Below are 23270 nucleotides of genomic sequence, written 5' to 3'. Positions count from 1 at the left end.
GTTACTCCGCTGCCAGCGTCCCCAAGCCCAGCATGGGCGCAAGGTAGCGTCCAGTATGGCTCTCGGCGATTTTGGCCACCTGTTCGGGTGTGCCCTTCGCCACGATCTTGCCACCGCCGTCGCCCCCTTCGGGACCGATGTCGATGATATGATCGGCAGTTTTGACAACATCAAGGTTGTGTTCGATCACAATCACGGAATTGCCCTGATCGACCAACTCGTGCAGCACTTCAAGCAGCTTGCGCACATCCTCGAAATGCAGGCCCGTTGTGGGCTCGTCGAGGATATAAAGCGTGCGCCCCGTGCTGGCCCGCGCCAGTTCCTTGGACAGTTTCACGCGCTGCGCCTCACCGCCCGAAAGCGTGGTCGCCTGCTGTCCGACCTTGATATAGCCAAGCCCCACACGCACCAGCGCATCCATTTTCGTGCGGATCGACGGGACGGCGGTAAAGAACGTCTGCGCATCTTCCACAGTCATATCAAGCACATCGGCGATGCTCTTGCCCTTGAACTGGATTTCCAAGGTCTCGCGATTGTAGCGCGCACCTTTGCAGGTTTCGCAGGTCACATAGACGTCTGGCAGGAAGTGCATCTCGATTTTGATGACACCGTCACCCTGACACGCCTCGCACCGCCCGCCTTTGACGTTGAAGCTAAAGCGACCGGGCTTGTAGCCGCGCGCCTTGCTTTCCGGCAGACCGGCAAACCAGTCGCGGATCGGGGTGAACGCACCGGTGTAAGTCGCCGGGTTTGACCGTGGCGTGCGCCCAATCGGGCGCTGGTCAATGTCGATCACCTTATCCAGATGCTCGAACCCTTTGATCGTTTCGCAAGGCGCTGGCACTTGCCGCGAGCCGTTCAGCTTTTGCGAGGCATTCTTGAACAGCGTCTCGATGGTCAGCGTGGACTTGCCACCGCCAGACACACCAGTCACACACACGAATTGCCCCAACGGGAAATCGGCGGTCACGTTTTGCAAGTTGTTGCCCGTGGCCTTCACCACGGTCAGCTTTTTGCCTTTGCCCTTGCGGCGCTTTTTCGGCACCTCAATCTCGCGCGTGCCGACAAGGTATTGGCCCGTAATGGAATCCTTGTTCGCCATGATCTCTTGCGGTGTGCCCTTTGCGACAACCTGCCCGCCGTGCACACCGGCCCCCGGCCCGATGTCGAACACATAATCCGCCTCGCGGATCGCTTCCTCATCATGTTCCACCACGATCACCGTATTGCCCTGATCGCGCAGGTTTTTCAGCGTTGTTAGCAGACGATCATTGTCGCGCTGGTGCAGGCCAATCGACGGCTCGTCCAGCACATAAAGCACCCCTTGCAAACCGGACCCGATCTGGCTGGCGAGACGGATACGCTGGCTCTCACCCCCCGACAACGTGCCGGAATTACGGGACAGCGTCAGGTAATCAAGGCCGACGTTATTCAAGAACCCAAGCCGTTCGCGGATTTCCTTCAGGATCGCATGGGCGATCTCGTTCTTCTGTTTGGTCAGGTCGGCTGGCACGGTCTTGCACCAGTCAAATGCCTCTTTGATCGACATTTGCACCACGTGACCGACGTGCAGCAGGTCATCGCCCGATGACCCGATCTTCACCGCCAAAGCCTCTTCGCGCAGGCGGAAACCACCGCAGGTGCCGCAGGGACGGTTGTTCTGGTATTGCTCGAATTCTTCGCGGATCCAGTTGCTGTCTGTCTCGCGGTAGCGGCGTTCCATATTGGGGATCACGCCTTCAAACGGGCGGGAGACCTGATAAACGCGCCCGCCTTCGTCATAGCGGAACTTGATCTCTTCCTTGCCGGAGCCACGCAGAAACACCTCTTGCACCTTAGGTTCCAAGTCCTTCCAGCGGGCGGATTTGTTAAAGCCGTAGTGCTTGGCAATCGCTTCAATGGTTTGCAGGAAGTAAGGCGATTTGCCTTTGCGCCATGGGGCCAGCGCACCGTCCGCGATTTTCAGGGTTACATCGGGGACAACCAGCCCTTCGTCAAAGAACAGCTCGACCCCCAAACCATCACAGCTTGGGCAAGCCCCGAAGGGAGCGTTGAATGAAAACAGACGCGGCTCGATCTCGGGGATGGTGAAGCCAGACACCGGACAGGCAAAGTTTTCCGAGAACGTCAGACGGACCGGATCGCCCTCTTTCGGCGCGGTCTCAAGGATCGCGATGCCGTCGGCCAGATCAAGTGCTGTGCGGAAACTGTCTGCCAGCCGCGTCTCCAGCCCCTCGCGCACAACAATCCGGTCCACGACCACGTCGATGTCATGGCGGAATTTCTTGTCGAGAGTTGGCGGCTCGTCCAGATCGTAGAACTCACCGTCTACTTTCACCCGCTGGAAACCTTGCTTGCGTAGCTCCAGGAATTCCTTGCGGTACTCGCCTTTGCGGTCGCGGATGATCGGGGCCAGCAGATAACCGCGCGTTCCTTCCGCCAGTGTCATGGCGCGGTCGACCATGTCCTGCACTTGCTGCGCCTCAATCGGCATGCCGGTGGCGGGCGAATACGGCGTGCCGACGCGGGCGAAGAGCAGGCGCAGATAGTCATAAATTTCGGTGATCGTGCCGACCGTCGAACGGGGGTTTTTCGACGTGGTCTTCTGTTCAATCGAAATGGCTGGGCTGAGGCCGGAGATGTGATCCACATCCGGCTTTTCCATCATATCAAGAAACTGGCGGGCATAGGCCGACAGGCTTTCGACATAGCGCCGCTGCCCTTCGGCATAAATCGTGTCAAACGCCAAGCTGGACTTGCCGGAGCCAGACAAGCCGGTAATCACAACAAGCTGGTCGCGCGGAATATCAACGTCAATATTCTTGAGGTTGTGTTCGCGCGCACCGCGCACTTCGATGTTCTTTAGTTCAGCCATTTGTCCAGCCCCCAAGCCTTGCAGCCTTTACACATAGTCGGATCGTGCGGCAGCACCAGTGCTTATAAAGAACATTACACGAACACGCAAAATTAATTCCACGTTCCCCCGGCATGGGGGATGGGAAATGGCCCGCTGACAGTGATCCCACAGCCAATAATGATCTGAATGGGATATTTGTCGCCAACCAAACCTAAAGCGGAAATGGTCAGGGTTTCCCCACCATTCATTTGGGGGGAAAGACAACCGGCTTGCGACCAGCTTTAATAGTTAAATAATTTGAACGGATTGAAAGGTTCTGAACATGACCATGCAACGCATAGCCATTCTGATGACTGCCCCTTTGTTTCTGCTTGCCTGCGGTGGAAATGACACCGAAGACATGATGCAGATGCCGTCAGGCACCCAGATTTATGCGGATTCAGTCACCCGTGTTGACCTGATCACCAATCCGGCCACGACAACCAGCACCGCGCTTTCGCGTTTTGCAACCGCCAACGGGCAAGACCCGGCCACAACAATTCCAACAGGAACAGCACGTTTTGATGGTGATTTTGCGTTGGTGGAGACGGACGGCAGGAACAACCCGCTGCGCATCTACGACGGTGAAATCGAATTGCTGCGCGAGTTTGGGTCTCCGTTGCTGGCCAATTCGGTTGCGGGAACGGTTGAACTGCAAAACGTCACGGATGCGAGCGGCACCTCTGTTGCATTCTCCAACATCCGGAACGCCATTTCCGGCGAAATCGGGCGCGGCACTGCGACAGGGTCGGACGTCGATTTGAACATGCAGTTCAGCTATACTGCCAGCGGAACAGATCTGGGTGTTGTGGGCAAGGTCGGCGGTCAATTCGTCGGGGACGGCACGACTGCTATCGGCGTGTTCAGCGGTTTTGGTGATCTTGGCGATGTCTACGGTGTTCTGACCTTGGACGGCAGCTAAGGGTTGCTTTGCCATCCGGTCAGGGTTTCCTGACCTTTACCGCAGCGGGGCTAGCCAACAGGCTGGCCCCTATGCTTAGCTAACGACATTATTGCGATGGAGATTTTAATGCGCTTTTTGCCCGCCCTTCTGACAGGTGTCAGCCTTGCCACCGGTGCTGTTGCCCAAGACCGCCCGAATACTATCCTTGTGATGGACGGGTCAGGGTCCATGTGGGGGCAAATTGACGGGGTCGCAAAGATCACCATCGCGCAAGACGTTGTTGGCGACCTGCTTCAGACCTTTCCCGATGATCAGGGTCTTGGTCTGACAGTATACGGCCACCGCGAGCGCGGAAACTGCACCGACATCGAAACAGTCGTGGCCCCTGCCCCCGGCACGCGCGACGCCATCATCGACGCAGTGAATGGGATCAAACCGCTGGGCAAGACGCCCATGACCGACGCCATCATCGCTGCCGCAGAAGCGTTGCGCTACACCGAGGATAGCGCCACGGTCATTCTGGTCAGCGACGGTGTTGAAACCTGCAATCCCGACCCCTGCGCCGCTGCACGTCTTTTGGAAGAAGCAGGCATCGACTTTACCGCTCATGTGATCGGTTTTGACGTGGGATCTGACGCGGACGCGCTTGCGCAGATGCAATGTATTGCGGACGAAACCGGCGGTGATTTCCTGACCGCCGACAATGCTATCGAATTGACAGATGCGCTGACCGCCGTAGTCGAAGATCCCGAACCGGCGCTGATTGACCTGACGCTTGAAGCTCGGATCGCGTCCGAGACAGGCCCACTCGTCGAAGACCCTGTCATCTGGACATTTGGCGACGCACAGGACGGTGACACCGAAAACCCCTTTGTCAGCGACACACTGGAAGGCACGTATGAGATCACCGCCTACCGCCTGATCGACGAACTTGAGGTCACGCGCGAAATTGCCGTGAACCGCTCACCTCAGGTCGAGGTGTTTGTCTTTCCCGAAGCCACACCAACCGCGTCCCTTGATGCCCCCTCCGAGGTCATTATCGGTGAGACCTTCAGCGTCGGTTGGACCGGCCCCGATGACGGTCTGGACAACATCCAGATTGCCGAAATCGGCGGGACCTACTTGGATTATACCTATACCAGCGCGGGCAACCCGCTGACACTCGTCGCGCCAGGAAATGCGGGCGAATACGAACTGCGCTATGTCTGGAAAGACAGCGAAACGATCTATTCGCAGCCCATTCTGGTGCAGGATCAACCTGTCTTTATTGATGCGCCTGACAGCGTCGCTGTGGGTGAGACGTTCACGCTAACTTGGGAAGGGCCTGACGCGGGTGGTGATAACATCCAGATCGGTGATCCGGCTGGTGGCTATGATAGCTATATCTACACCGAACGCGGCAATCCGCTTGAGATGACTGCACCGGGCACCGTTGGCACTTACGAATTGCGCTACCGGTTCCGCGACCGCGAAACGATCTATACGCGACCGCTTGAGGTGACGCCCGCTGAATTGGCCCTTGATGCACCTGATAGCGTCGAGGTAGGCAGCAGCTTTGACGTCACGTGGACAGGCCCGAATGCGCCGCTTGACAATATCCAGATCGGCCCGTCCGAAGGTGGCTACAGCGACTATAGCTACACGTCCAATGGGCAAACCGTGACACTCACTGCGCCGTCCGAACCCGGCATTTACGAGCTGCGCTACCGCTTCCGCGACCGCGAAACGATCTTTACGCAGCCGATTGAAGTGACAGAGGCGCAAGGCAGCCTGCAATTCGAACCCACAGCCCCCATTGGGGCGACGGTCATGGTTGCTTGGGATGGTCCTGACAACGACAATGATTACATCGCCGTCGGCCCTGTGGGCGAGCGGTACATTAACTACACACGCACCCGCGCAGGCAATCCATTGGGCGTCATGATGCCCACGGAACCGGGCCAGTACGAAATCCGCTATCACCTGCACGAAGGTGGCGCTGTTATCTCGAGCGCACCGATTGAGGTGACCGATCTCAAAGGCTCCATCACAGCGCCTGATACGGCGATCGCCGGTGAAAGTCTGACCGTCGGTTGGGACGGCCCCGACTATGACAACGACTACCTGTCAGTCGGCCCTGCGGGCGAGCGGTATATCAACTACACCCGCAGCCGCGCTGGCAATCCGTTGCAATTGCTGATGCCCACCGAACCCGGTGACTATCAGATCCGCTATCAGATGCATCAGAACGGTAAGATCATCGCAACCCATGACATCACAGTGACGGATGTGGCGGCCAATCTGACCTTTGATGCCGAAGCAACCGCCGGAAGCACGTTGACCGTTGCGTGGGACGGGCCGGATTATGACAACGACTATATCTCGGTTGGCAAACCCGGTGAGCGGTACATCAACTATACCCGCACCCGCGCTGGCAATCCGCTGGGCCTGCTTCTGCCGAACGAGCCGGGCGACTACGAGGTGCGCTACCAGCTGCATCAGGGCGGCGATATCATCGCCTCCGCCCCGCTGAAAATCGTGGACGTTGGTGCAATGGTGACAGCGCCCGACACAGCCGTTGCGGGCAGCACCGTTTCTGTTGGCTGGGACGGCCCTGATTATGACCGTGATTACATTGCGGTTGGTCCCGTGGGCGAGCGGTATATCAACTATACCCGCACCAGTTCAGGAAACCCCGTGCAGCTTCTGATGCCAACCGAGGCCGGTGAATACGAAATTCGGTATCACCTGCAACAGGGCGGTGATGTGCTGGCCAGCCGGATCATCACCCTTGAACCCGTGAAGGCCGAGGTCAGCGCGCCCGCAACCGCCAATATCGGTGAACCTGTCACCGTGACGTGGGATGGGCCCGACTATGATCGTGATTACATCGCCGTGTCGGAAGTCGGCGACAACAGCTACGTCAATTACGTGCGCACAAGCGCCGGTAATCCTGCTGTCATCCCCATGCCGCCGACCGCGGGCGATTATGAAATCCGCTATGTGCTGCAACAAGGCGGTAAGGTCGTCGCCCGCTCGCCTATCACGGTAGAGGCGATCAAAGCGCAGCTTGTCGCGCCGCCCAGTGGCGTTGCTGACACAGCGATCCCTGTAGGTTGGGATGGACCGGATTATTCACGCGATTATGTTGCAATCTATCTGGTCGGCGGTGATCGCTACACGTCCTATACCCGCACCAGCGCGGGCAATCCCCTGATGCTGGAACTGCCAGAGGCGCCGGGCGACTATGAAATCCGCTACATCATGCATCAGGGCGGTGTCGTTCTGGCGAATGTGCCTTTCACGGTCACAGCAGAGTAACTCCTACGCCAATTAAAAAAGGGGCGGTGCACATCACGTGCACCGCCCCTTCCTTATATTACGCTCTCGCGTACATCACATGTGGATCACGCGCCCGTAAGCATCCAGCACGCTTTCGTGCATCATTTCCGACAGTGTCGGGTGTGGGAAGACGGTGGCCATCAGGTCTTCTTCGGTGGTCTCCAACTGGCGGCCCACGACATAGCCCTGGATCAGTTCAGTCACTTCCGCGCCAACCATGTGTGCGCCCAGAAGCTCGCCCGTTTTGGCGTCAAACACCGTTTTGATCATGCCCTCAGGCTCACCCAAAGCAATCGCCTTACCATTCCCGATGAAGGGGAAACGCCCGACCTTCACGTCATAGCCCAGCTCCTTGGCCTTCGCCTCGGTGAAGCCGACAGAGGCAACCTGAGGATGGCAATAGGTGCAGCCTGCGATGCTTTCTGGCTTCACAGGGTGCGGATGCCCGCCTGCGATCAATTCAGCCACCATGACACCTTCGTGCGACGCCTTGTGCGCCAGCCATGGGGCGCCTGCGATGTCACCGATAGCGAACAGACCGTCCACGCCTGTGCGGCAGTATTCGTCTGTCACAACGTGAGTGCGGTCGATCTTCACGCCCAACTCTTCCAAACCCAAGCCTTCGACGTTGCCGACGATGCCGACCGCGGAAATCACAGTATCAAACTCGTGCTTCTCAACTTTACCGCCCACTTCGATATGCGCGGTGACCTTGCCTTTGCCGCGGTCAAGCTGCTTGACCATCGCCTTTTGCATGATCTTCATGCCCTGCTTTTCGAACTGCTTTTTCGCGAACTTGGAGATCTCCTCGTCCTCGACAGGCAGCACGCGGTCCATGACCTCGACCACAGTCGTGTCAGCGCCCAACGTGTTGTAGAAGCTGGCAAATTCGATGCCAATTGCGCCCGACCCGATGACCAGCAGCTTCTTGGGCATCCGCTTGGGCGTCAGCGCGTCTTTATACATCCAGACCAGATCGCCATCCGCCTCAAGCCCCGGCAATTCGCGTGCACGCGCACCCGTAGCAAGGATGATGTTCTTTGCCGTCAGCTCTTCTGTGCCCTTCTCGGTCTTCACCGACACCTTGCCTTTGGCAGGGATCGTCGCCTCGCCCATAAAGACGGTGACCTTGTTCTTTTTCATCAGGTGGCCGATGCCGCCCGACAGCTGACCTGCAACATTGCGCGACCGCTTCACGACAGCATCAAGATCATAGCCGATGTTATCCGCCTTCAGGCCAAATTCCTTGGCGCGGTGCATGAGGTGGAACACCTCGGACGTGCGCAACATGGCCTTGGTGGGGATACAGCCCCAGTTCAGGCAGATGCCGCCCAGATGCTCGCGTTCGACAATCGCAACCTTCTGACCAAGCTGGGAGGCGCGAATGGCAGCTACATAGCCGCCCGGTCCGGCACCAATTACAATCAGGTCAAAACTTGTCGCGGCCATGCCAGTATCCTCCGAAGGTAAAACTAGTTGAGTGTTAAACTACTTTCAGCAGGATCGCCAGTGACCTTGGGTCATGCCAGCTAACCGCTGGGTGCAACGCAGCGCACGGCCCTTCAACTGGTCATAGCAACCCACATTACCGTGCAGGCCCTGACACTCGGGACACTTATCGTTCGTTTCGCAGCTGGATCGATGTCTCAATCCGACAGACTGCTATCCAATTATTATCACAGGCTATTCGGCCTGTAATTCCCGCACGATCGCACCATAGGCACCCTCGGCCATAAATGCCTTTTCGGCTGCCGTGTCGTCACGCCCCAAGGCTTCGTTGCGGAAGGGAAAGCGGCCATGGGCGCGGATCACGCGGCGGTGGGCGCGCGCGTGTAGCAGCGTGCTGTTACCCGTTTCCGGCATCCGGTCGCGCACCAGACGCACGCAACGATCCTGATCCACAAGGCTTTCTGAATGCATCAGTGGCAGATAAAAGAACTGGCGTGCCGGTTCCTCCCACTGCAAATCCCACTTGCGATCAATCGCCACCTTTGCAGCCGCCCGCGCATTTCCGTCTGTGGCAAATGCCTTGCCCTGCCCGCGAAACATATTGCGCGGGAATTGATCGGTCAGGATCAGATAGGCCATCGCGCCGTGCCGGTCTGTCAACCACAAGCCGCAAGCCCCCTCACGCGCCTCTTCCCAGGTGTCGCGGAACATATCGGTGATCTTTGTATCCAGCGCATCGCTTTGTTCATACCACCCCTTCGGGCCGGTCTCTTCCAACCAGAACCGGTTGATTTCTTCAACGCTGCGCATCCGAAGGCTCCTGCGTGGTTTGGGTCAGTGTGGCGTCTTCGGCTTGGGCTGTCTCGTCTGTGTCAGCTTCGGCTTCCTCGGCAAACTCATCATAAGTTTTATGCTCATAATATTCGGTATCAAGATAAACCTCTTGCGCGAACTCCGCCGCGACAGCCGTACCAGAGGCCGCAAGTGGCACGTAAGGCGCATTTTCGATCTCGAAGTCTGTCCGCGAACGGCGCGTCATCCGGAAAACCGCGTAGCACGCGATCCCGATCTGAAGGGCCGCCAGAAACGCCCAATAGCCCCAGTTGCCGATGGTCTCCATCATCCAGCCAAGGAACAGCGGGCCCGCAATGGCCCCCACCCCGTTGACGAACAACAAACCACCTGACGCGGCCGCCATATCGTCTTTCTCAAGGTAGTCGTTGGCGTAGGCGATCAGCAGCGCATAAAGCGGGTTTGACATGCCGCCCACGATGGCGCCGCTGATGACAATCGGCCAAAGGCTTTCGGACATCAGCGCGATAAAACTCCCCGCCCCGCCGATGATCGACACACCGATAATCAGCAGGCGGCGGTCAATGCGGTCCGACAGCCAGCCGATGGGAAATTGCAGGATCAATGCGGATATGTAGATCGCGGAGACAAACAGCGAAACTTCGGCGACCGACAACCCCACACGCGACGCATAGACCGCCGACATCCCGAACTGGGCCGCAAACACCCCGCCCATCAGGAACATTCCGACACTGGCCAGCGGTGATGCGCGCACCAGATCAGGAACCGACATGGGTTTCGTTTGTCCAAACTCGGGTTGCGTACGTTTGACCAGCAGGATCGGGGCAAAGGCCAGAGACACGAAAACCGACGGAATAATAAACAGGACAAAGCCGGACACGTCACCAAGGCTGACAATATACTGCGCCAAAACGATGCCGCCCATCTGGACGATCATGTAGATCGACAGCGACAGGCCACGCGTTTCGTTGGTCGCCGCATCATTCAGCCAGCTTTCCGCCGTGATATAGACGCCGCAAAAGCAGAACCCGATAATGACGCGCCCCACCGTCCACGCAATCGGATCTACCAGCGTGGGATAAAGGATCAGAACCGCCGACACCATTGATCCGAGGGCCGCAAACACGCGCACGTGTCCAACCGCCCTGATCAGCTTGGGTGTCAGGCGCGAGCCGAAGAGAAATCCAAGAAAATAGGCCGACATCACAATCGAGATTGCGAAGGTCGAAAACCCTTCTACATCCGCGCGCAAACCAAGCAGCGTGCCTTGCAGGCCGTTGCCCACCATCAGCATGAACATGCCCAGATAAAGCGGCCAGGAGCCTTTGAATACCGAGATCATAACGCAGCCTTTCGCGCTTGCACTTTTGGCGCACCTACGCCCGCGATTTGCGCCCGTCTAGGTGACAAACGACAAATCCGTGTCCGTCCCGACGTTAGGGCAGCAGAAGTGAAGAATCCCCGTACGAAAAGAAACGATATCGCTCCGCAATTGCGTGGTCGTAAATCTCCATGATCCGGTCCCGTCCCATCAGGGCGGAGACAAGCATCATCAGTGTTGATTTAGGCAGGTGGAAGTTGGTCATCAGCCCGTCAGCCACCCGAAACGCGAATCCCGGTGTGATGAAGATATCCGTCTCTCCGCGCCAAGGACCAAGGCCAGTATCCGTCGCGGCACTTTCGATCAGGCGTAACGCCGTGGTGCCAACCGGAATGACGCGACCGCCCGCGGCCTTGGTGGCGTTAATCTCGTCAGCGGCCTTTTGGCTGACCTCACCCCATTCGGCATGCATTTTATGATCGGCGATGTCATCAACCTTGACCGGCAGGAACGTGCCCGCACCAACATGCAGGGTAACGTGGGTAAAGGTCACACCCATGGCTGCCAGTTTCTCCAGAAGCGGCCCGTCAAAATGTAGCGACGCCGTTGGCGCTGCAACGGCACCCGTGCGGGCCGCCCAATAGGTTTGGTAATCTTCCTTGTCCGCCTCGTCCGCTGGTCGTTTTGCGGCGATATATGGCGGTAAAGGCATAGCACCCACCGCGTTCAAGGCTGCGTCAAAATCGTCGCCCGTAAGGTTGAAGGACAGCGTGGCCTGACCATCATCGCGGCCTGTCACCGTTGCGGAAAGATCATCCGAAAAGACGATCACTTCACCATCGCGCACCTTGCGCAGCGGCTTGATCAGCGCGCCCCACGTGCCATCTGCGCGGGGGTCCAGCAATGTCGCCTCAATCCGGGCCGCACCTGCGCCATCGGCGCTTGGCCGGTGTCGCACGCCAGTCAATCGCGCCGGAATAACCTTGGTGTCATTCAGCACCAGACGGTCACCGGGGCGCAGCATATCGGGCAAATCATAGACGTGGCGATCAGTGATCCCCCCGCCTTGCGCCAGCAATAACCGCGATGACGACCGCGGCTTTGCGGGGCGCACGGCAATCAGGTCATCTGGCAGGTCAAAGTCGAAGTCCGACAGCTTGCCCGCAGGTTTCGCACCCATCGTCATTGCGTCACCTCAGGCGGTGGACGGCGGAAAATCTCGCGGAACATGCCCGGGGTCAGCGCCGAGAACGGGTTTACGCTCAGCTGCGGTGCGTCCGCATTGCCGTAAAGATTAAAGTTAAAGCCGATCAAGCCTTCCCCCTGACGGGTCAGAACAGACCCGATGCCATTAAGCAGATAGAACGGCGAGATCACGCCCTGAAAATCCATCGCTCCGTTGGCGAGCGTGTAAATCCCGTCAAGCGAGATGCCAAGCCCTGCCCCGACCGCACTTGATTGCGTCAGGATCAACTGGTTGGGGGTCAGTCGGAACCGCGCGTCGACATCTTCAAAGGCCAGTCCCTGTCCATCCAACTGCTGCAATGCGCCAACAACACTGACCGCATCCAGCAAGGCGGCCATAGCAGGCGCATCGCGCACACGGATGCGCCGGATTGCGATGGTGCCGTCATATGTGCCCGTGGCGCCAGTTGGCACCAGCCCCAGATCAAGCGTGCCACCCACCGCGTTGGCCGCCAGACCTGCGGCACGGATCACATCACCCGCGTTGTCTGACCTGATCCGCACCGCCGACCCGCCGTTCTGCGGTGCAATCGTGCCCGCAACAGCCGCCTCGCCGTTCAACAGCGCGGTGAAAGTGCCCGAAAGCCCGCCGCCACCGTCAAATTCACCGGCAAAGCGTGTCAGCGCCAGATCGTCGGTGATTTGCAAGCGGTCCAGTGCAATGGTGAGCGGCCCCCCATCGCCCTCTCCGCCAAAGTCGGCACGCCGTAAATCAAGCGCGCCGCCCTGGATCGCCACGGCAAACGCGCGGTTGCCTCCACGCCCGCGCAACGTCACAGGCGCGTTCAACCAGTTCCCAACCCGCAGTTTGCTGAATACCGCCCGATCAAGGCTGCCGTCACGGTTCAGCACGATCCGCCCATCCGCTTCAAGCCCGTCGCCGTTGATTGCGATCCGGTCGATCGTGGTGGTATTGCCCAGCGTGCCGACCAGCCGGAAATCTGCAGCACTGTTACGCCCCTTCGACCATCCCAAAGCCGGAACCGAAACGCCCACGCCGCGCAGGTTGGATGTGACGCGGTAGTTGATTGATCCTCTGGGATTGATCGTCAAATCTAGGTCCGCAGGTCCGCGTCCGGTGATCGATCCCGGCGGTAAGGCCACGTCAAAGGCATCAAGCGTGGCCTGCGACAGCGTCATATCAGCTGAAACGGTGCTGCTTGATCCGGGCGCAAAGGGTTGGCGCCACACGCCGCTGACAGGAATGCCCGCAAAAAGCGCGTCACCGGTAACCGACATGCCCGCATTGTCCATCGCCATCACCAGCCTGTCCGCGCTCAGGCTGCTGCCCGTGACAATCCAGTCAGAACTGAAATCCTCAATCGTGGCATCTATCTGGTAGCGGATTTGCTCCGGCAACACCTCAGAGGTCATCGGCATGTCCACCTGCACCCGCGTCTGCGCGCGCCCCTCAGCGAAGGCGATGGGGATACCCAGCCAGTCGGCGTATAAAAACGGTGGTTGGTCAATCAACGACATAGAGGCCGCCATTGACCCCGAAATGCGCAAATCCAAAGTGGCCGGGGCCGGTTCTGCCAGCGTGTCCGTAATAGCAAAGGTCGATCCCGCGACGTTCAGCACACCGCCTTCGGGGGGTGTCACCCTGCCCTGATCCAGACTGACCGCAAACTGCGGCCCGCCAAAATTCATGATCCCGCTGGCATCGGTGATCTGCGGCATGTCCGGCAAGTAGCGCACGCTGGCGCGGTCAAACCCGAAATGACCCGACAGCTGCACATCCTGATCGGGGTAAGACCGTAGCGCCACATACAAATCCGTCAGCGCACCCACATCCAGATTGTCCGTGATCCAGCCGCGCAACCACGGCTGCACATCCAAAGGCCACAGCGCCAGCACATCAGTCTGCAAAAGCGCCGGGCTTTGCACATCCAAGGCCACGCGCCATCCGGCATCGGTTGCCGCGACGGACCCGTTGCCATGCACAGTCAGATCGGTGCCTTCCAGATAAAACTGCCCGATATCAACTGAAAACGGCTCAAGGTTCAGTCGCAGGTCAACCTGTGCTGCGTCATAATCCAGCGGTGCCGCCAAGGCGTCAGAGGGCCGCAAATCAAGGTCGCGAAAGGCCAGTTGCCCCACCAGCGATTGCGGAAGGCCGTTCAGTTCCGGCCCCAGAAACGCTTGTCCTGTGGCGGTAAAAGACCCCAGACTGCTGGCCACTTCGACCTGATCGAACCGGATCTGGTCTTTCTGGCTGTCCAGAACCAAATACATCTTTGCACTGTCAAACGCGATGGGCGCGGTGGCGGCATTGGGCTGCAAGACACCCTCCCCCATTTCCAGCGTCGCACTCAGCGGGCCAAGCTCTCCGCTATCGTCAAGCGTCGTGCGCAGGGTTGCCGACAATGGCGCGTCCACATCGCCCAGCCAGCTTAGAGCGGGCGATTGGGTGGCAATATCAGCGGCAACCGCGCCGGTGATGCTCAGCCCCAAATCGGCCGCGCGGGTGCCACGGGGGCTGGCGTAATTCAGCACCAGCGTCGTGACACCGGCCCCGCCTGACAAAAGGGCCACGTCTGCACGCAGTTCGGTGCGCGCATCGCGCAGATCAAGCGTGAGCGTGCCGCCATCCACCGTCCAGCGCCGACCGGCCCGCAAATCGGTGTAGTCCACGATAAGATTCTCCGCACGAATCGTTTCCAACGCGGCAAAGCCCGGCTGTTCAAGCACCTGATCCGCCTGATCCAGCAGACCTGTCAGCCGTCCGGCCTGCTGTGCGCCAGCGGCACTCCCCTCACCAAACGAAAGTGCGACACTGCCATTGGCGTTGCGCTGCAAATCGATCCGCGCGCCCGACAGCGTGATATTCTGCATCAGAACCTCTTGCTGGAACACAAGCCCGCGCGGCGACATCAGCCCGCTGATCTGGGCAATTCGCGCGATCCTAGCGCCATTGGCATCTGTGACAGATGTATTGACCAGCTTGACCGTCGGATGCAGATCGCGCCCGATATTGACGTAAATCTCGCCAAAGCTCACGTCACCGCCAAGCACATCGGACGCAGCCGCAGCCACGCGGGATTTGATCCAGCTCGGCGCAGAAATATCCCTTTCGATCAGCATCACCGCCGCGATCAGCGCGAAAACGACAGGCAAAAACGCCAGCAACCACACCACACGCAGACCGTGCCACATCACATGACGGCCCCGTTTGACCGGCGCGGCAGTTACCTGCGCGGCATCGGTTTCTGGCGCATCTGTCGTGGAAGTTTCGTCTGTCATCACGCTCATCAGGCTGGCATGGGTTTATCTTTGCGCGTTGCGACCTAAAACAAAACCAACAAAGCATGAAAGGACAAAACCATGACCGCACCTGTTGCTGGCGATCCCGCCCCGGCCATCAATCTGCCAACCGACACAGGCGATCTTGCCAATCTGTCGGATATGCAGGGCAAAAAGGTCGTCGTCTATTTCTACCCCAAGGACGACACCCCCGGCTGCACGAAAGAGGCGATCGGCTTTACCGAAGCGCTGGAAGACTTCGCCGCTGCGGGCGCAACTGTCTGGGGCGTGTCAAAAGATACTGTCGCAAAGCACGCCAAATTCCGTGCCAAATACGAACTTGGCATCCCCCTGTTGTCTGACGAGGACGGCGACGTCTGCGAACGATATGGCACGTGGGTGGAAAAGAACATGTATGGCAAAACCTACATGGGGATCGAACGGGCGACGTTTTTGATTGATGAAAGCGGCAAGATTGCGCAGGTCTGGCGCAAGGTGAAGGTGCCCGGCCACGTGGATGCGGTTCTGGACGCCGTGAAGTCGCTTTAATAGCAGGGATTAAACACATGAAACCATTGGCTGAAATGGCGTGCGATGTTCTGCGCACAGCTGATGGACGTGAAAAAACGGCACTGTCGCGCCACTATGCAGCCCAATGGCGCGACGCGCGGGCTGCCGGACAGACCCCCGACATTGGCGCGGCAACGCCCCCTGACATGCCAGCACGACCAGACACCCCTGCGCTGCTTGAACCGCGCGACGTGCCCGTGCGCAAACCCGGCACGCCGGAAGGGCGCATCGCGATGATGCATGCCGTAGCGCATATTGAGCTGAACGCCGTTGATCTGCACTGGGACTTAATCGCGCGCTTCACCGATACACGCTTTCCCATTGGTTTCTACGACGACTGGGTCAAAGCGGCAGACGAGGAATCAAAGCACTTCAACCTGATGTGCGACTGCCTCGAAACCGCTGGCAGCCACTACGGCGCATTACCAGCCCACGCTGGCATGTGGCGCGCCGCGTCCGATACCACAGCCGATCTGATGGGCCGTCTTGCCGTCGTCCCTATGGTGCTCGAGGCGCGCGGGCTGGATGTCACGCCCGGCATGATCAAGCTGTTCAAACAGGCCAAAGCCCACGACGCGGTCGCCGCACTGGACGAGATCTATGCCGATGAGGTGCACCACGTCGCCTACGGGTCAAAATGGTTTCATTATCTGTGTGGCCGCGACGGGCTTGATCCGACACCCACATTTCACGATCTCGTCGGGCGATATTTCCACAGCACGCTGCGTCCGCCCTTCAATGAAGAAAAGCGCGCCGAGGCGGGGATTCCCCCTGATTTCTACTGGCCTCTGGCCAATCAGGGCCGCTGAACTGCGGCGGCATGTCACTCTTGACGCGAATCGGTCGGCAGAAACCCGCCCAAAACAGGCTTAACCCGCCGTTATAGCAATCAAATAAGGATTATTTGTTGCTGCAAAGTCGCAGGTCCACTAACAAGACGCTCAGCGGCGCCAAAGGCGTGGGAACCTGCCGCTGGTTTACGGGACGGGACAGAGGTATTTTACGTGCGCTCACGGCTGACAACGCGACTACACGCATTTCTTGAACGGCACTTTCCAGAAAAGCGCCTTTTCCTGCGATCTGATACTGAGACGCGATTCATTCGCCTCAAATCCGAAACGCAGCTGGTAGCATGGGCCGGGGCGACGGCACTTGTTGCCTGGACTATCATCGCAACCGCGATCCTGCTGATGGACAGCATCGGGTCCGGCAACTTCCGCGCGCAAGCCGAGCGGGACCAGATGATCTACGAAAACCGCCTCAATGCCCTGTCGGCCGAGCGCGACAACCGCGCGGAAGAAGCTGTCGCAGCGCAAGAGCGTTTTTCCTCCGCGCTTGAGCAGATTTCGATGATGCAGTCGGAATTGCTGCGATCCGAAGATCAGCGCCGCGAGCTTGAGACAGGTCTGGAAGTTGTTCAGGCCACCCTGCGCAACACGATGCGCGAACGTGAAGACGCCCGCGACCAGCTGGCGTTGATGGCCGACGATCCGAACGGCACAGCGGCAGCCACGCTTTCCGCCGAAGCCAACAGCACCGTCGACCTGCTGGCAACAGCCCTTGCCGAAACAGCCGCAGAGCGCGATTCGATCGCGTCAGACGCCCGCTTTGCACTGGATCACGCAGCCGAGACAGAGCTTGAACTGCGCCTGTTGCAAGAAAAGAACGACGAGATTTTCCGCCAGCTTGAAGAAGCGATGCTGGTGTCGGTTGAACCGCTTGACGACATGTTCCGCGCCGCCGGCATGAACCCTGACAACCTCCTGGCGCAGGTGCGCCGTGGCTATTCCGGTCAGGGCGGCCCCCTTACCCCGCTGCAATTCTCGACACGTGGCGGTGCACCCGATCCTGATGCGGCGCGTGCCAATGGCATCCTATCGTCGATGGATCGCATCAACCTTTACCGTATCGCCGCAGAGCGCGCGCCTTTTGACACACCCGTCAAAGCAGCCTTCCGCTTTACATCCGGCTTCGGTCAACGTTGGGGGCGCTTGCATGCAGGCACCGACTTCGCCGCACCCATTGGCACACCCATCTATGCTACGGCTGATGGCGTCGTCACCAGTGCTGGCTGGTCATCCGGTTATGGCCGTCTGATCAAGATCCAGCACGAGTTCGGGATCGAGACACGCTACGCCCACCTCAACTCGATGCGCGTGTCTGTCGGACAAAGGGTCTCGCGCGGACAGCGGATTGGTGATATGGGGAATTCCGGACGGTCGACCGGACCGCACCTTCACTATGAGATCCGCGTCGGCGGCACTCCCGTCAATCCAATGACTTACATAAGAGCTGGACAAGATGTTTTCTAAAAGCAAAATCAATGAGCCTGGCCCAAAAGCCGGCGATACCGCACCCAAAGCAGATGCGACCGCTTCCGCAAAGCCTGCGCCAGCCCCTGCATCAAGCGATTTCAAGGCCTCGCCCCCAAAGGCAAAGCCTGCCGCATCGCAGCTGTCCTCTGACCTGCACATCACTGGTAACCTCAAGACCACCGGCGATATCCAGATCGAAGGTCAGGTTGATGGTGACATCCGCGCGCACCTGCTGACAGTTGGCGAAGGCGCCACCGTCAAAGGCGAAGTGATGGCCGACGATGTTGTCGTCAATGGCCGCGTTGTGGGCCGCGTGCGTGGCCTGAAGGTCCGCCTGACATCCACCGCACGGGTCGAGGGTGATATCATCCACAAGACCATCGCGATTGAAAGCGGCGCGCACTTTGAGGGTTCCGTGCAGCGTCAGGATGATCCGCTGTCCACTGGCGGTCAGGCAAAGGCAAAAATGCCGGAAGCCAAATCCCAGCAGGGCTAACGCCTTGTCAAACATTTTGGAAACGGGCGCCCTTGCGGCGCCCTTTTTCGTTTCAGGCGACCAGTTTGCGATACATGTGCCACGTCGCATGACCGAACAAAGGCAGCGAAATCACAAGCCCGAGGAACCAGGGCAGTAACGCCAGAAACGTGCCAATGGCGATCAGGATCGCCCAGACAAGCATCACCAGCAAATTGTCAGACACGCAGCGCAGGCTTGTCAGCATGGCCGTTACAAAATCAACTTCACGGTCCAGCACCAATGGCAGGCTCACGGCAGTCAGGGCAAAAAGCAGAAACGCGAGCACGGCCCCCACCCCAAACTCGACGGCCAACATCGTCATCCCTTGCGGCGTCCACAGAATATCCCAGCTTTGCGAGATGTTCGTCATCGGCCCAAGCCCCATGAACAGCGCAAAAATCATGTGCGCCAGAAAGGTCCAGAACAGAAAGTAGAATACGATGATGGCACCCAGCCACGGCAATTGGCGCGTGCGCTCTTGCCAGACGACACCCAGAACCCCGCGCCACGTCAGCGGCTCTCCGGTTTCAAGTCTGCGGCTTGTCTCGTAAAGACCGGCAGCCGCAAACGGGGCCAACAATGGAAAGCCAAGCGACGTGGCAAGAGTCCATGTTACGTGCCCTGCGCCCAGCCACAGCATGATAAAACCGCCCAACACGTAGACCGCGCTAAAGAACAGCCCGAACTGCGGCGCTTTGCGAAAATCGTTGAAGCCAAGGCGCAAAACATCGGCAATATCGGTAAAGCCGATTTGCCCGATCCGCGTGATAACCGATTGCTCTGCCATCGTCTCACCCCTTTGCAACAATGGGATAAGGGTGCCGCCAGCGTGGATTTATTGCAAGACCCTAGTCTTCGCTATTGGCGTCGGCGCGGCTCATCCCTGACACGTCCATGGCTAGCGTGGCCGCCATCAAGCCGTCCAGATCACCATCCAGCACACCTTGGGTGTCCGATGTTTCGTACCGGGTGCGCAGGTCTTTCACCATCTGATATGGCTGCAAAACATACGACCGGATCTGGTTGCCCCAGCCCGCGTCGCCCGCATTCTCGTGCACCTCGTTGACCAAGGCAGAGCGTTTATCCAGCTCAATCTGATAAAGACGCGATTTCAGCGCCTTCATCGCGATATCACGGTTCTGGTGTTGGGATTTTTCAGAACTGGTAACCACGATCCCTGTCGGCGCGTGTGTGATCCGCACAGCAGAGTCGGTCGTGTTGACGTGCTGACCGCCCGCGCCGGATGACCGGTAGGTGTCGATGCGGATATCTGACGGGTTCACCTCAATCTCGATGTTATCGTCGACAACCGGATAGACCTTTACGGACGTAAAAGACGTGTGCCGCTTGGCAGCACTATCAAACGGCGAGATGCGCACGAGGCGATGCACACCGCTTTCCGACTTCAGCCAGCCATAGGCGTTCTGCCCGCTGATCTTATAGGCGGCAGACTTGATCCCGGCCTCTTCACCCGGTGTTTCGGACTGAAGCTCGACCTTGTAGCCCTTACGCTCGGCCCAGCGGACATACATCCGCGCCAGCATATTGGCCCAGTCACAGCTTTCGGTGCCACCCGCGCCCGAGTTGATCTCAAGGAAGGTATCGTTGCCGTCGGCCTCGCCATTCAGCAGGGCCTCAAGCTCTTTCTCGGCGGCTTTGTCGGCAAGCGCCTTAAGTGCTGCTTCAGCCTCGGCCACCACTTCGGCGTCATCTTCCATCTCGCCCAGTTCGATCAGGTCGACGTTGTCCTGCAGGTCCTGCTTGATGCCGTCGTATCCGGCCATCGCATCGACCAGCATCTGACGTTCGCGCATCAGTTTTTGTGCATTCGCCGGATCATCCCACAAGGTCGGATCTTCAACACGCGCGTTGAATTCTTCCAGCCGGTGCGACGCGGTATCCCGATCCATCCGTTGCGCAAGCAGCGTCAGCGACTTTTCGATGGCCGCTACAAGTTGTTGTGTCTCTGCACGCATGACAAATGGCCCTTTGGCGCTGGGGTGGTCTTTGGAATGGGGTGATAGCCCGCGCATCACGCGCGGGCAAGAAGCGGTATTAGTAAAGCCCGCCTGACGACAGCGACCCGAAGGACGCATTGGGGCCAACCGTAGCCGTTCCACCGGTTGATGTCTGCACCTGACGGGTCTGGCGGCTGACCTCTTCAAACAGCGGCAGATCGCCCGCCATTGCAAAACCACCGTCAAAGGTAATGCCGAACACAGGCTCCTCGCCGGGGCGGAAACATTCAGCGATCACATTGTCACCACTTGCGCCGTCTGGCAGACGCGCACCGCTAAACCGGTCAATCTTGATGAACTGGCAATCCTCTGGCGTGTTGAACGCGCCACCGCCGAAACGGCGCACGGCCTCGGTCATAAAGGTGTTGAACACGGGCGCACAGGTGCCGCCACCGGACGCGCCCGCCATCGTGCGAGGGGTATCGTAGCCGATATAACAGCCTGCGACGATGTTGCTGGAAAAGCCGACAAACCAGACGTCTTTGCTGTCGTTTGTCGTACCTGTTTTACCAGCGATCGGCACAGACTGATTGATCGCGCGCCGCGCCGTCCCGCGATCCACAACGCCGCGCATCATGGATGTCAGCTGATAAGCGGTAATTTCGTTCATCACCCGTTCACGGTTGGTGATGATGCGCGGTGCCTCACCACCGGCCAGCGCAAGGTTCTCGCAGTTCACACAGTTGCGCTGGTCGTGCCGATAGACAGTGTCGCCATAGCGATCCTGCACACGGTCCACCAGCGTAGGTTCAACCCGTTCACCGCCATTGGCAAACATGGCGTAGGCCGCAACGATCTTGAACAGCGTGGTCTCATCCGAGCCAAGCGATGCAGCCAGCACGCGGTTCATATTCTCGTAAACGCCAAAGCGTTCGGCATATTCCGCGATAGTGCCCATGCCGACCTCTTGCGCGAGGCGGATGGTCATCAGGTTCCGCGACTGTTCGATACCGGTGCGCAACGGCGTGGGGCCATAGAACTGGCGGGACGCGTTTTGCGGACGCCAGACACCCTGCGGCGTGTTGATCTCGATTGGCGCGTCCACCACGATGGTCGCTGGCGAATAGCCGGAATCAAGTGCAGCGGCGTAGACAAACGGCTTAAAGGCCGACCCCGGCTGGCGCTGTGCCTGTGTCGCACGGTTGAAGACCGAATGCTGGTAAGAAAATCCACCCTGCATCGCGATCACGCGGCCAGAGTTCACGTCCATCGCCATGAACCCGCCCTGCACTTCCGGGACTTGCCGCAGCGTCCAGCGAATGAATGCACCATCACTGTCCTGCGTCATGCGCCGGACCAGCACGACATCGCCGCGCTCAAAATTATCGGCAAAGCTGCCGCGCATCCATTCGATATCGCGGCGCGGTATGATTGTGGGCTCGGCTTCGGTCTCGGCAACGCCTTCGATACCGACGTCCATCTCGCCCTCGCCAACCGTCAGGACAACCGCCGGATACCACGGGTTCTCAAGCGTGATATCACGCGGCACTCGTACATCACGAAGGGCTGCGCGCCACTCGTCTTCGTTGTCCAGCGTTTCAACAGGCACGGTTTCGCCCGTTCCACGCCAGCGCCCCTGCCCGCGATCAAAATTCTCAAGCGCGCGTTGCAGCGCATGGGCCGCAACAACCTGCAATTCGGCATCCACCGTGGCGCGGATTGCCAAACCGCCCGAGAAAAACTCTTCTTCACCAAAGTTCTGGCTAAGCTGGCGGCGGATTTCGTCGGTGAAATAATCGCGCGGCGGCAATTCAGAGCGGAAGCTTTCATAGTCACCGCCCTGCACCGACAACAACGGTGCCTCACGCTCGGCGTCATATGTCGCCTTGTCGATATATCCGTTTTCAAACATCTCGCGCAGGGTGTTGTTGCGCCAGAAAATCGCGGTATCGCGTTCACGCACCGGGTGACGGTTTGATGGTGACTTTGGCAATGATGCCAGATACGCCGCCTCGCCCGCCGTCAGCTCGGACAGCGGTTTGTTGAAATATGTCAGCGCCGCTGCGGTCACGCCAAAGCTATTCTGACCCAGAAAAATCTCGTTCAGGTATAGCTCGAGGATACGCTCTTTCGGCATGGACCCTTCGATCCGCACTGCAAGAATGATCTCTTTGATCTTCCGCTCGGCGGATCGCGATCCATCCAGCAGGAAGTTCTTCATCACCTGCTGCGTGATCGTCGACGCACCGCGCAAATCCTCACCACGCGACCGCACCGCATCGACAAAAGCCGCAGCCATACCGCGTGCATCAAAGCCGTTGTGCGTATAAAAATTCTTATCTTCGGCAGAAATGAACGCGTGCTTCACCAGATCGGGGATTTCCTCGGCAGGTGTGAACAAACGCCGTTCCGTGGCAAATTCATCAATAATCTGCCCCTCGGACGAATAAATCCGGCTGATGGTCTTGGGCGTGTATTGCGACAACACCTCGTAGGAAGGCAGATCGCGTCCATACATATAAAAGATCGCACCAAGGGCCAGCGCACCCATTGCGATCCCAAGCGTGAGCATCGAAAAGATGCCCCCGAAAAATGACATGATAAAACGCAGCACTGCCTGATGTTCCTTATGAAACGCTTGGTGGCTGGTATACGCCGCCGCGCCGCAATGGTCAAAAGCGGATCGGCACAGATCAGCCTAAATCTGCCCTGATTTAT

15 protein-coding genes are annotated in these 23270 nt (G+C 58.7%); 6 read left to right on the top strand and 9 right to left on the bottom strand.

Features of this window, described 5'->3' with window-relative positions; genetic code table 11:
- Position 1 precedes the first annotated feature (1 nt).
- The gene (gene uvrA, locus V8J84_RS12175) at positions 2-2875 is read right to left on the bottom strand and encodes an excinuclease ABC subunit UvrA (protein WP_339931486.1); all 2874 of its coding nucleotides are present in this window, start codon (positions 2873-2875) and stop codon (positions 2-4) included.
- A 304-nt stretch (positions 2876-3179) separates the two neighbouring features.
- On the opposite strand from uvrA, the gene V8J84_RS12170 reads away from it, so the two are divergent.
- Together V8J84_RS12170 and V8J84_RS12165 are read left to right on the top strand one after the other, a co-directional pair.
- Complete coding sequence (locus V8J84_RS12170; protein ID WP_339931484.1) at positions 3180-3818, top strand: hypothetical protein; 639 nt, start codon at positions 3180-3182, stop codon at positions 3816-3818.
- Positions 3819-3926: 108 nt separating this feature from the next.
- Positions 3927-7100, top strand: coding sequence for a vWA domain-containing protein (locus V8J84_RS12165; RefSeq protein WP_339931482.1), 3174 nt, complete (start codon positions 3927-3929; stop codon positions 7098-7100).
- A 75-nt stretch (positions 7101-7175) separates the two neighbouring features.
- On the opposite strand, the gene lpdA is transcribed toward V8J84_RS12165, so the two are convergent.
- The 5 genes from lpdA to V8J84_RS12140 form a co-directional block, all read right to left on the bottom strand.
- Positions 7176-8570 (bottom strand): dihydrolipoyl dehydrogenase, encoded by a 1395-nt coding sequence (gene lpdA / locus V8J84_RS12160; RefSeq protein WP_339931480.1) that lies wholly within the window; start codon positions 8568-8570, stop codon positions 7176-7178.
- Between the two features lie 234 nt (positions 8571-8804).
- Positions 8805-9380, bottom strand: coding sequence for a DUF924 family protein (locus tag V8J84_RS12155; RefSeq protein ID WP_339931478.1), 576 nt, complete (start codon positions 9378-9380; stop codon positions 8805-8807).
- Entirely contained in the window at positions 9367-10725 is a 1359-nt protein-coding gene (locus tag V8J84_RS12150) for an MFS transporter (RefSeq protein WP_339931476.1), read from the bottom strand. Before V8J84_RS12150 ends, V8J84_RS12155 begins: the two co-directional genes overlap by 14 nt.
- A 94-nt stretch (positions 10726-10819) precedes the next feature.
- Positions 10820-11884, bottom strand: a complete 1065-nt coding sequence (gene queA, locus V8J84_RS12145; protein WP_339931474.1) for a tRNA preQ1(34) S-adenosylmethionine ribosyltransferase-isomerase QueA — start codon at positions 11882-11884, stop codon at positions 10820-10822.
- Between the two features lie 2 nt (positions 11885-11886).
- On the bottom strand, positions 11887-15201 hold the full coding sequence (locus V8J84_RS12140) for a YhdP family protein (RefSeq protein WP_339931473.1): 3315 nt from the start codon (positions 15199-15201) through the stop codon (positions 11887-11889).
- A gap of 72 nt (positions 15202-15273) precedes the next feature.
- Here V8J84_RS12140 and bcp point away from each other — a divergent pair, with 72 nt between their 5' ends.
- The 4 genes from bcp to V8J84_RS12120 all read left to right on the top strand — a co-directional run bounded on the left by bcp (position 15274) and on the right by V8J84_RS12120 (position 18573).
- Positions 15274-15741, top strand: a complete 468-nt coding sequence (gene bcp / locus V8J84_RS12135; protein ID WP_339931472.1) for a thioredoxin-dependent thiol peroxidase — start codon at positions 15274-15276, stop codon at positions 15739-15741.
- A 17-nt stretch (positions 15742-15758) separates the two neighbouring features.
- Positions 15759-16571, top strand: a complete 813-nt coding sequence (locus V8J84_RS12130; RefSeq protein ID WP_339931470.1) for a ferritin-like domain-containing protein — start codon at positions 15759-15761, stop codon at positions 16569-16571.
- Between the two features lie 195 nt (positions 16572-16766).
- Positions 16767-18074 (top strand): M23 family metallopeptidase, encoded by a 1308-nt coding sequence (locus tag V8J84_RS12125; RefSeq protein ID WP_339931468.1) that lies wholly within the window; start codon positions 16767-16769, stop codon positions 18072-18074.
- The gene (locus V8J84_RS12120; protein WP_339931466.1) at positions 18064-18573 is read left to right on the top strand and encodes a bactofilin family protein; all 510 of its coding nucleotides are present in this window, start codon (positions 18064-18066) and stop codon (positions 18571-18573) included. The genes V8J84_RS12125 and V8J84_RS12120 overlap by 11 nt, the downstream gene beginning before the upstream one ends.
- Positions 18574-18625: 52 nt before the next feature.
- On the opposite strand, the gene V8J84_RS12115 is transcribed toward V8J84_RS12120, so the two are convergent.
- The 3 genes from V8J84_RS12115 to V8J84_RS12105 all read right to left on the bottom strand — a co-directional run bounded on the left by V8J84_RS12115 (position 18626) and on the right by V8J84_RS12105 (position 23166).
- Positions 18626-19381, bottom strand: coding sequence for a DUF2189 domain-containing protein (locus V8J84_RS12115; RefSeq protein WP_339931464.1), 756 nt, complete (start codon positions 19379-19381; stop codon positions 18626-18628).
- Between the two features lie 61 nt (positions 19382-19442).
- Positions 19443-20570, bottom strand: coding sequence for a peptide chain release factor 2 (gene prfB, locus V8J84_RS12110; protein WP_339931462.1), 1128 nt, complete (start codon positions 20568-20570; stop codon positions 19443-19445).
- A 79-nt stretch (positions 20571-20649) separates the two neighbouring features.
- Complete coding sequence (locus V8J84_RS12105) at positions 20650-23166, bottom strand: penicillin-binding protein 1A (protein ID WP_339931460.1); 2517 nt, start codon at positions 23164-23166, stop codon at positions 20650-20652.
- Between the last annotated feature and the right edge of the window lie 104 nt (positions 23167-23270).

Source organism: Yoonia sp. 208BN28-4 (assembly GCF_037543925.1).
Lineage (GTDB): Bacteria > Pseudomonadota > Alphaproteobacteria > Rhodobacterales > Rhodobacteraceae > Yoonia.
Note: the sequence above shows the minus strand (reverse complement) of the source record. Positions and strands in the feature narration are given on the sequence as shown.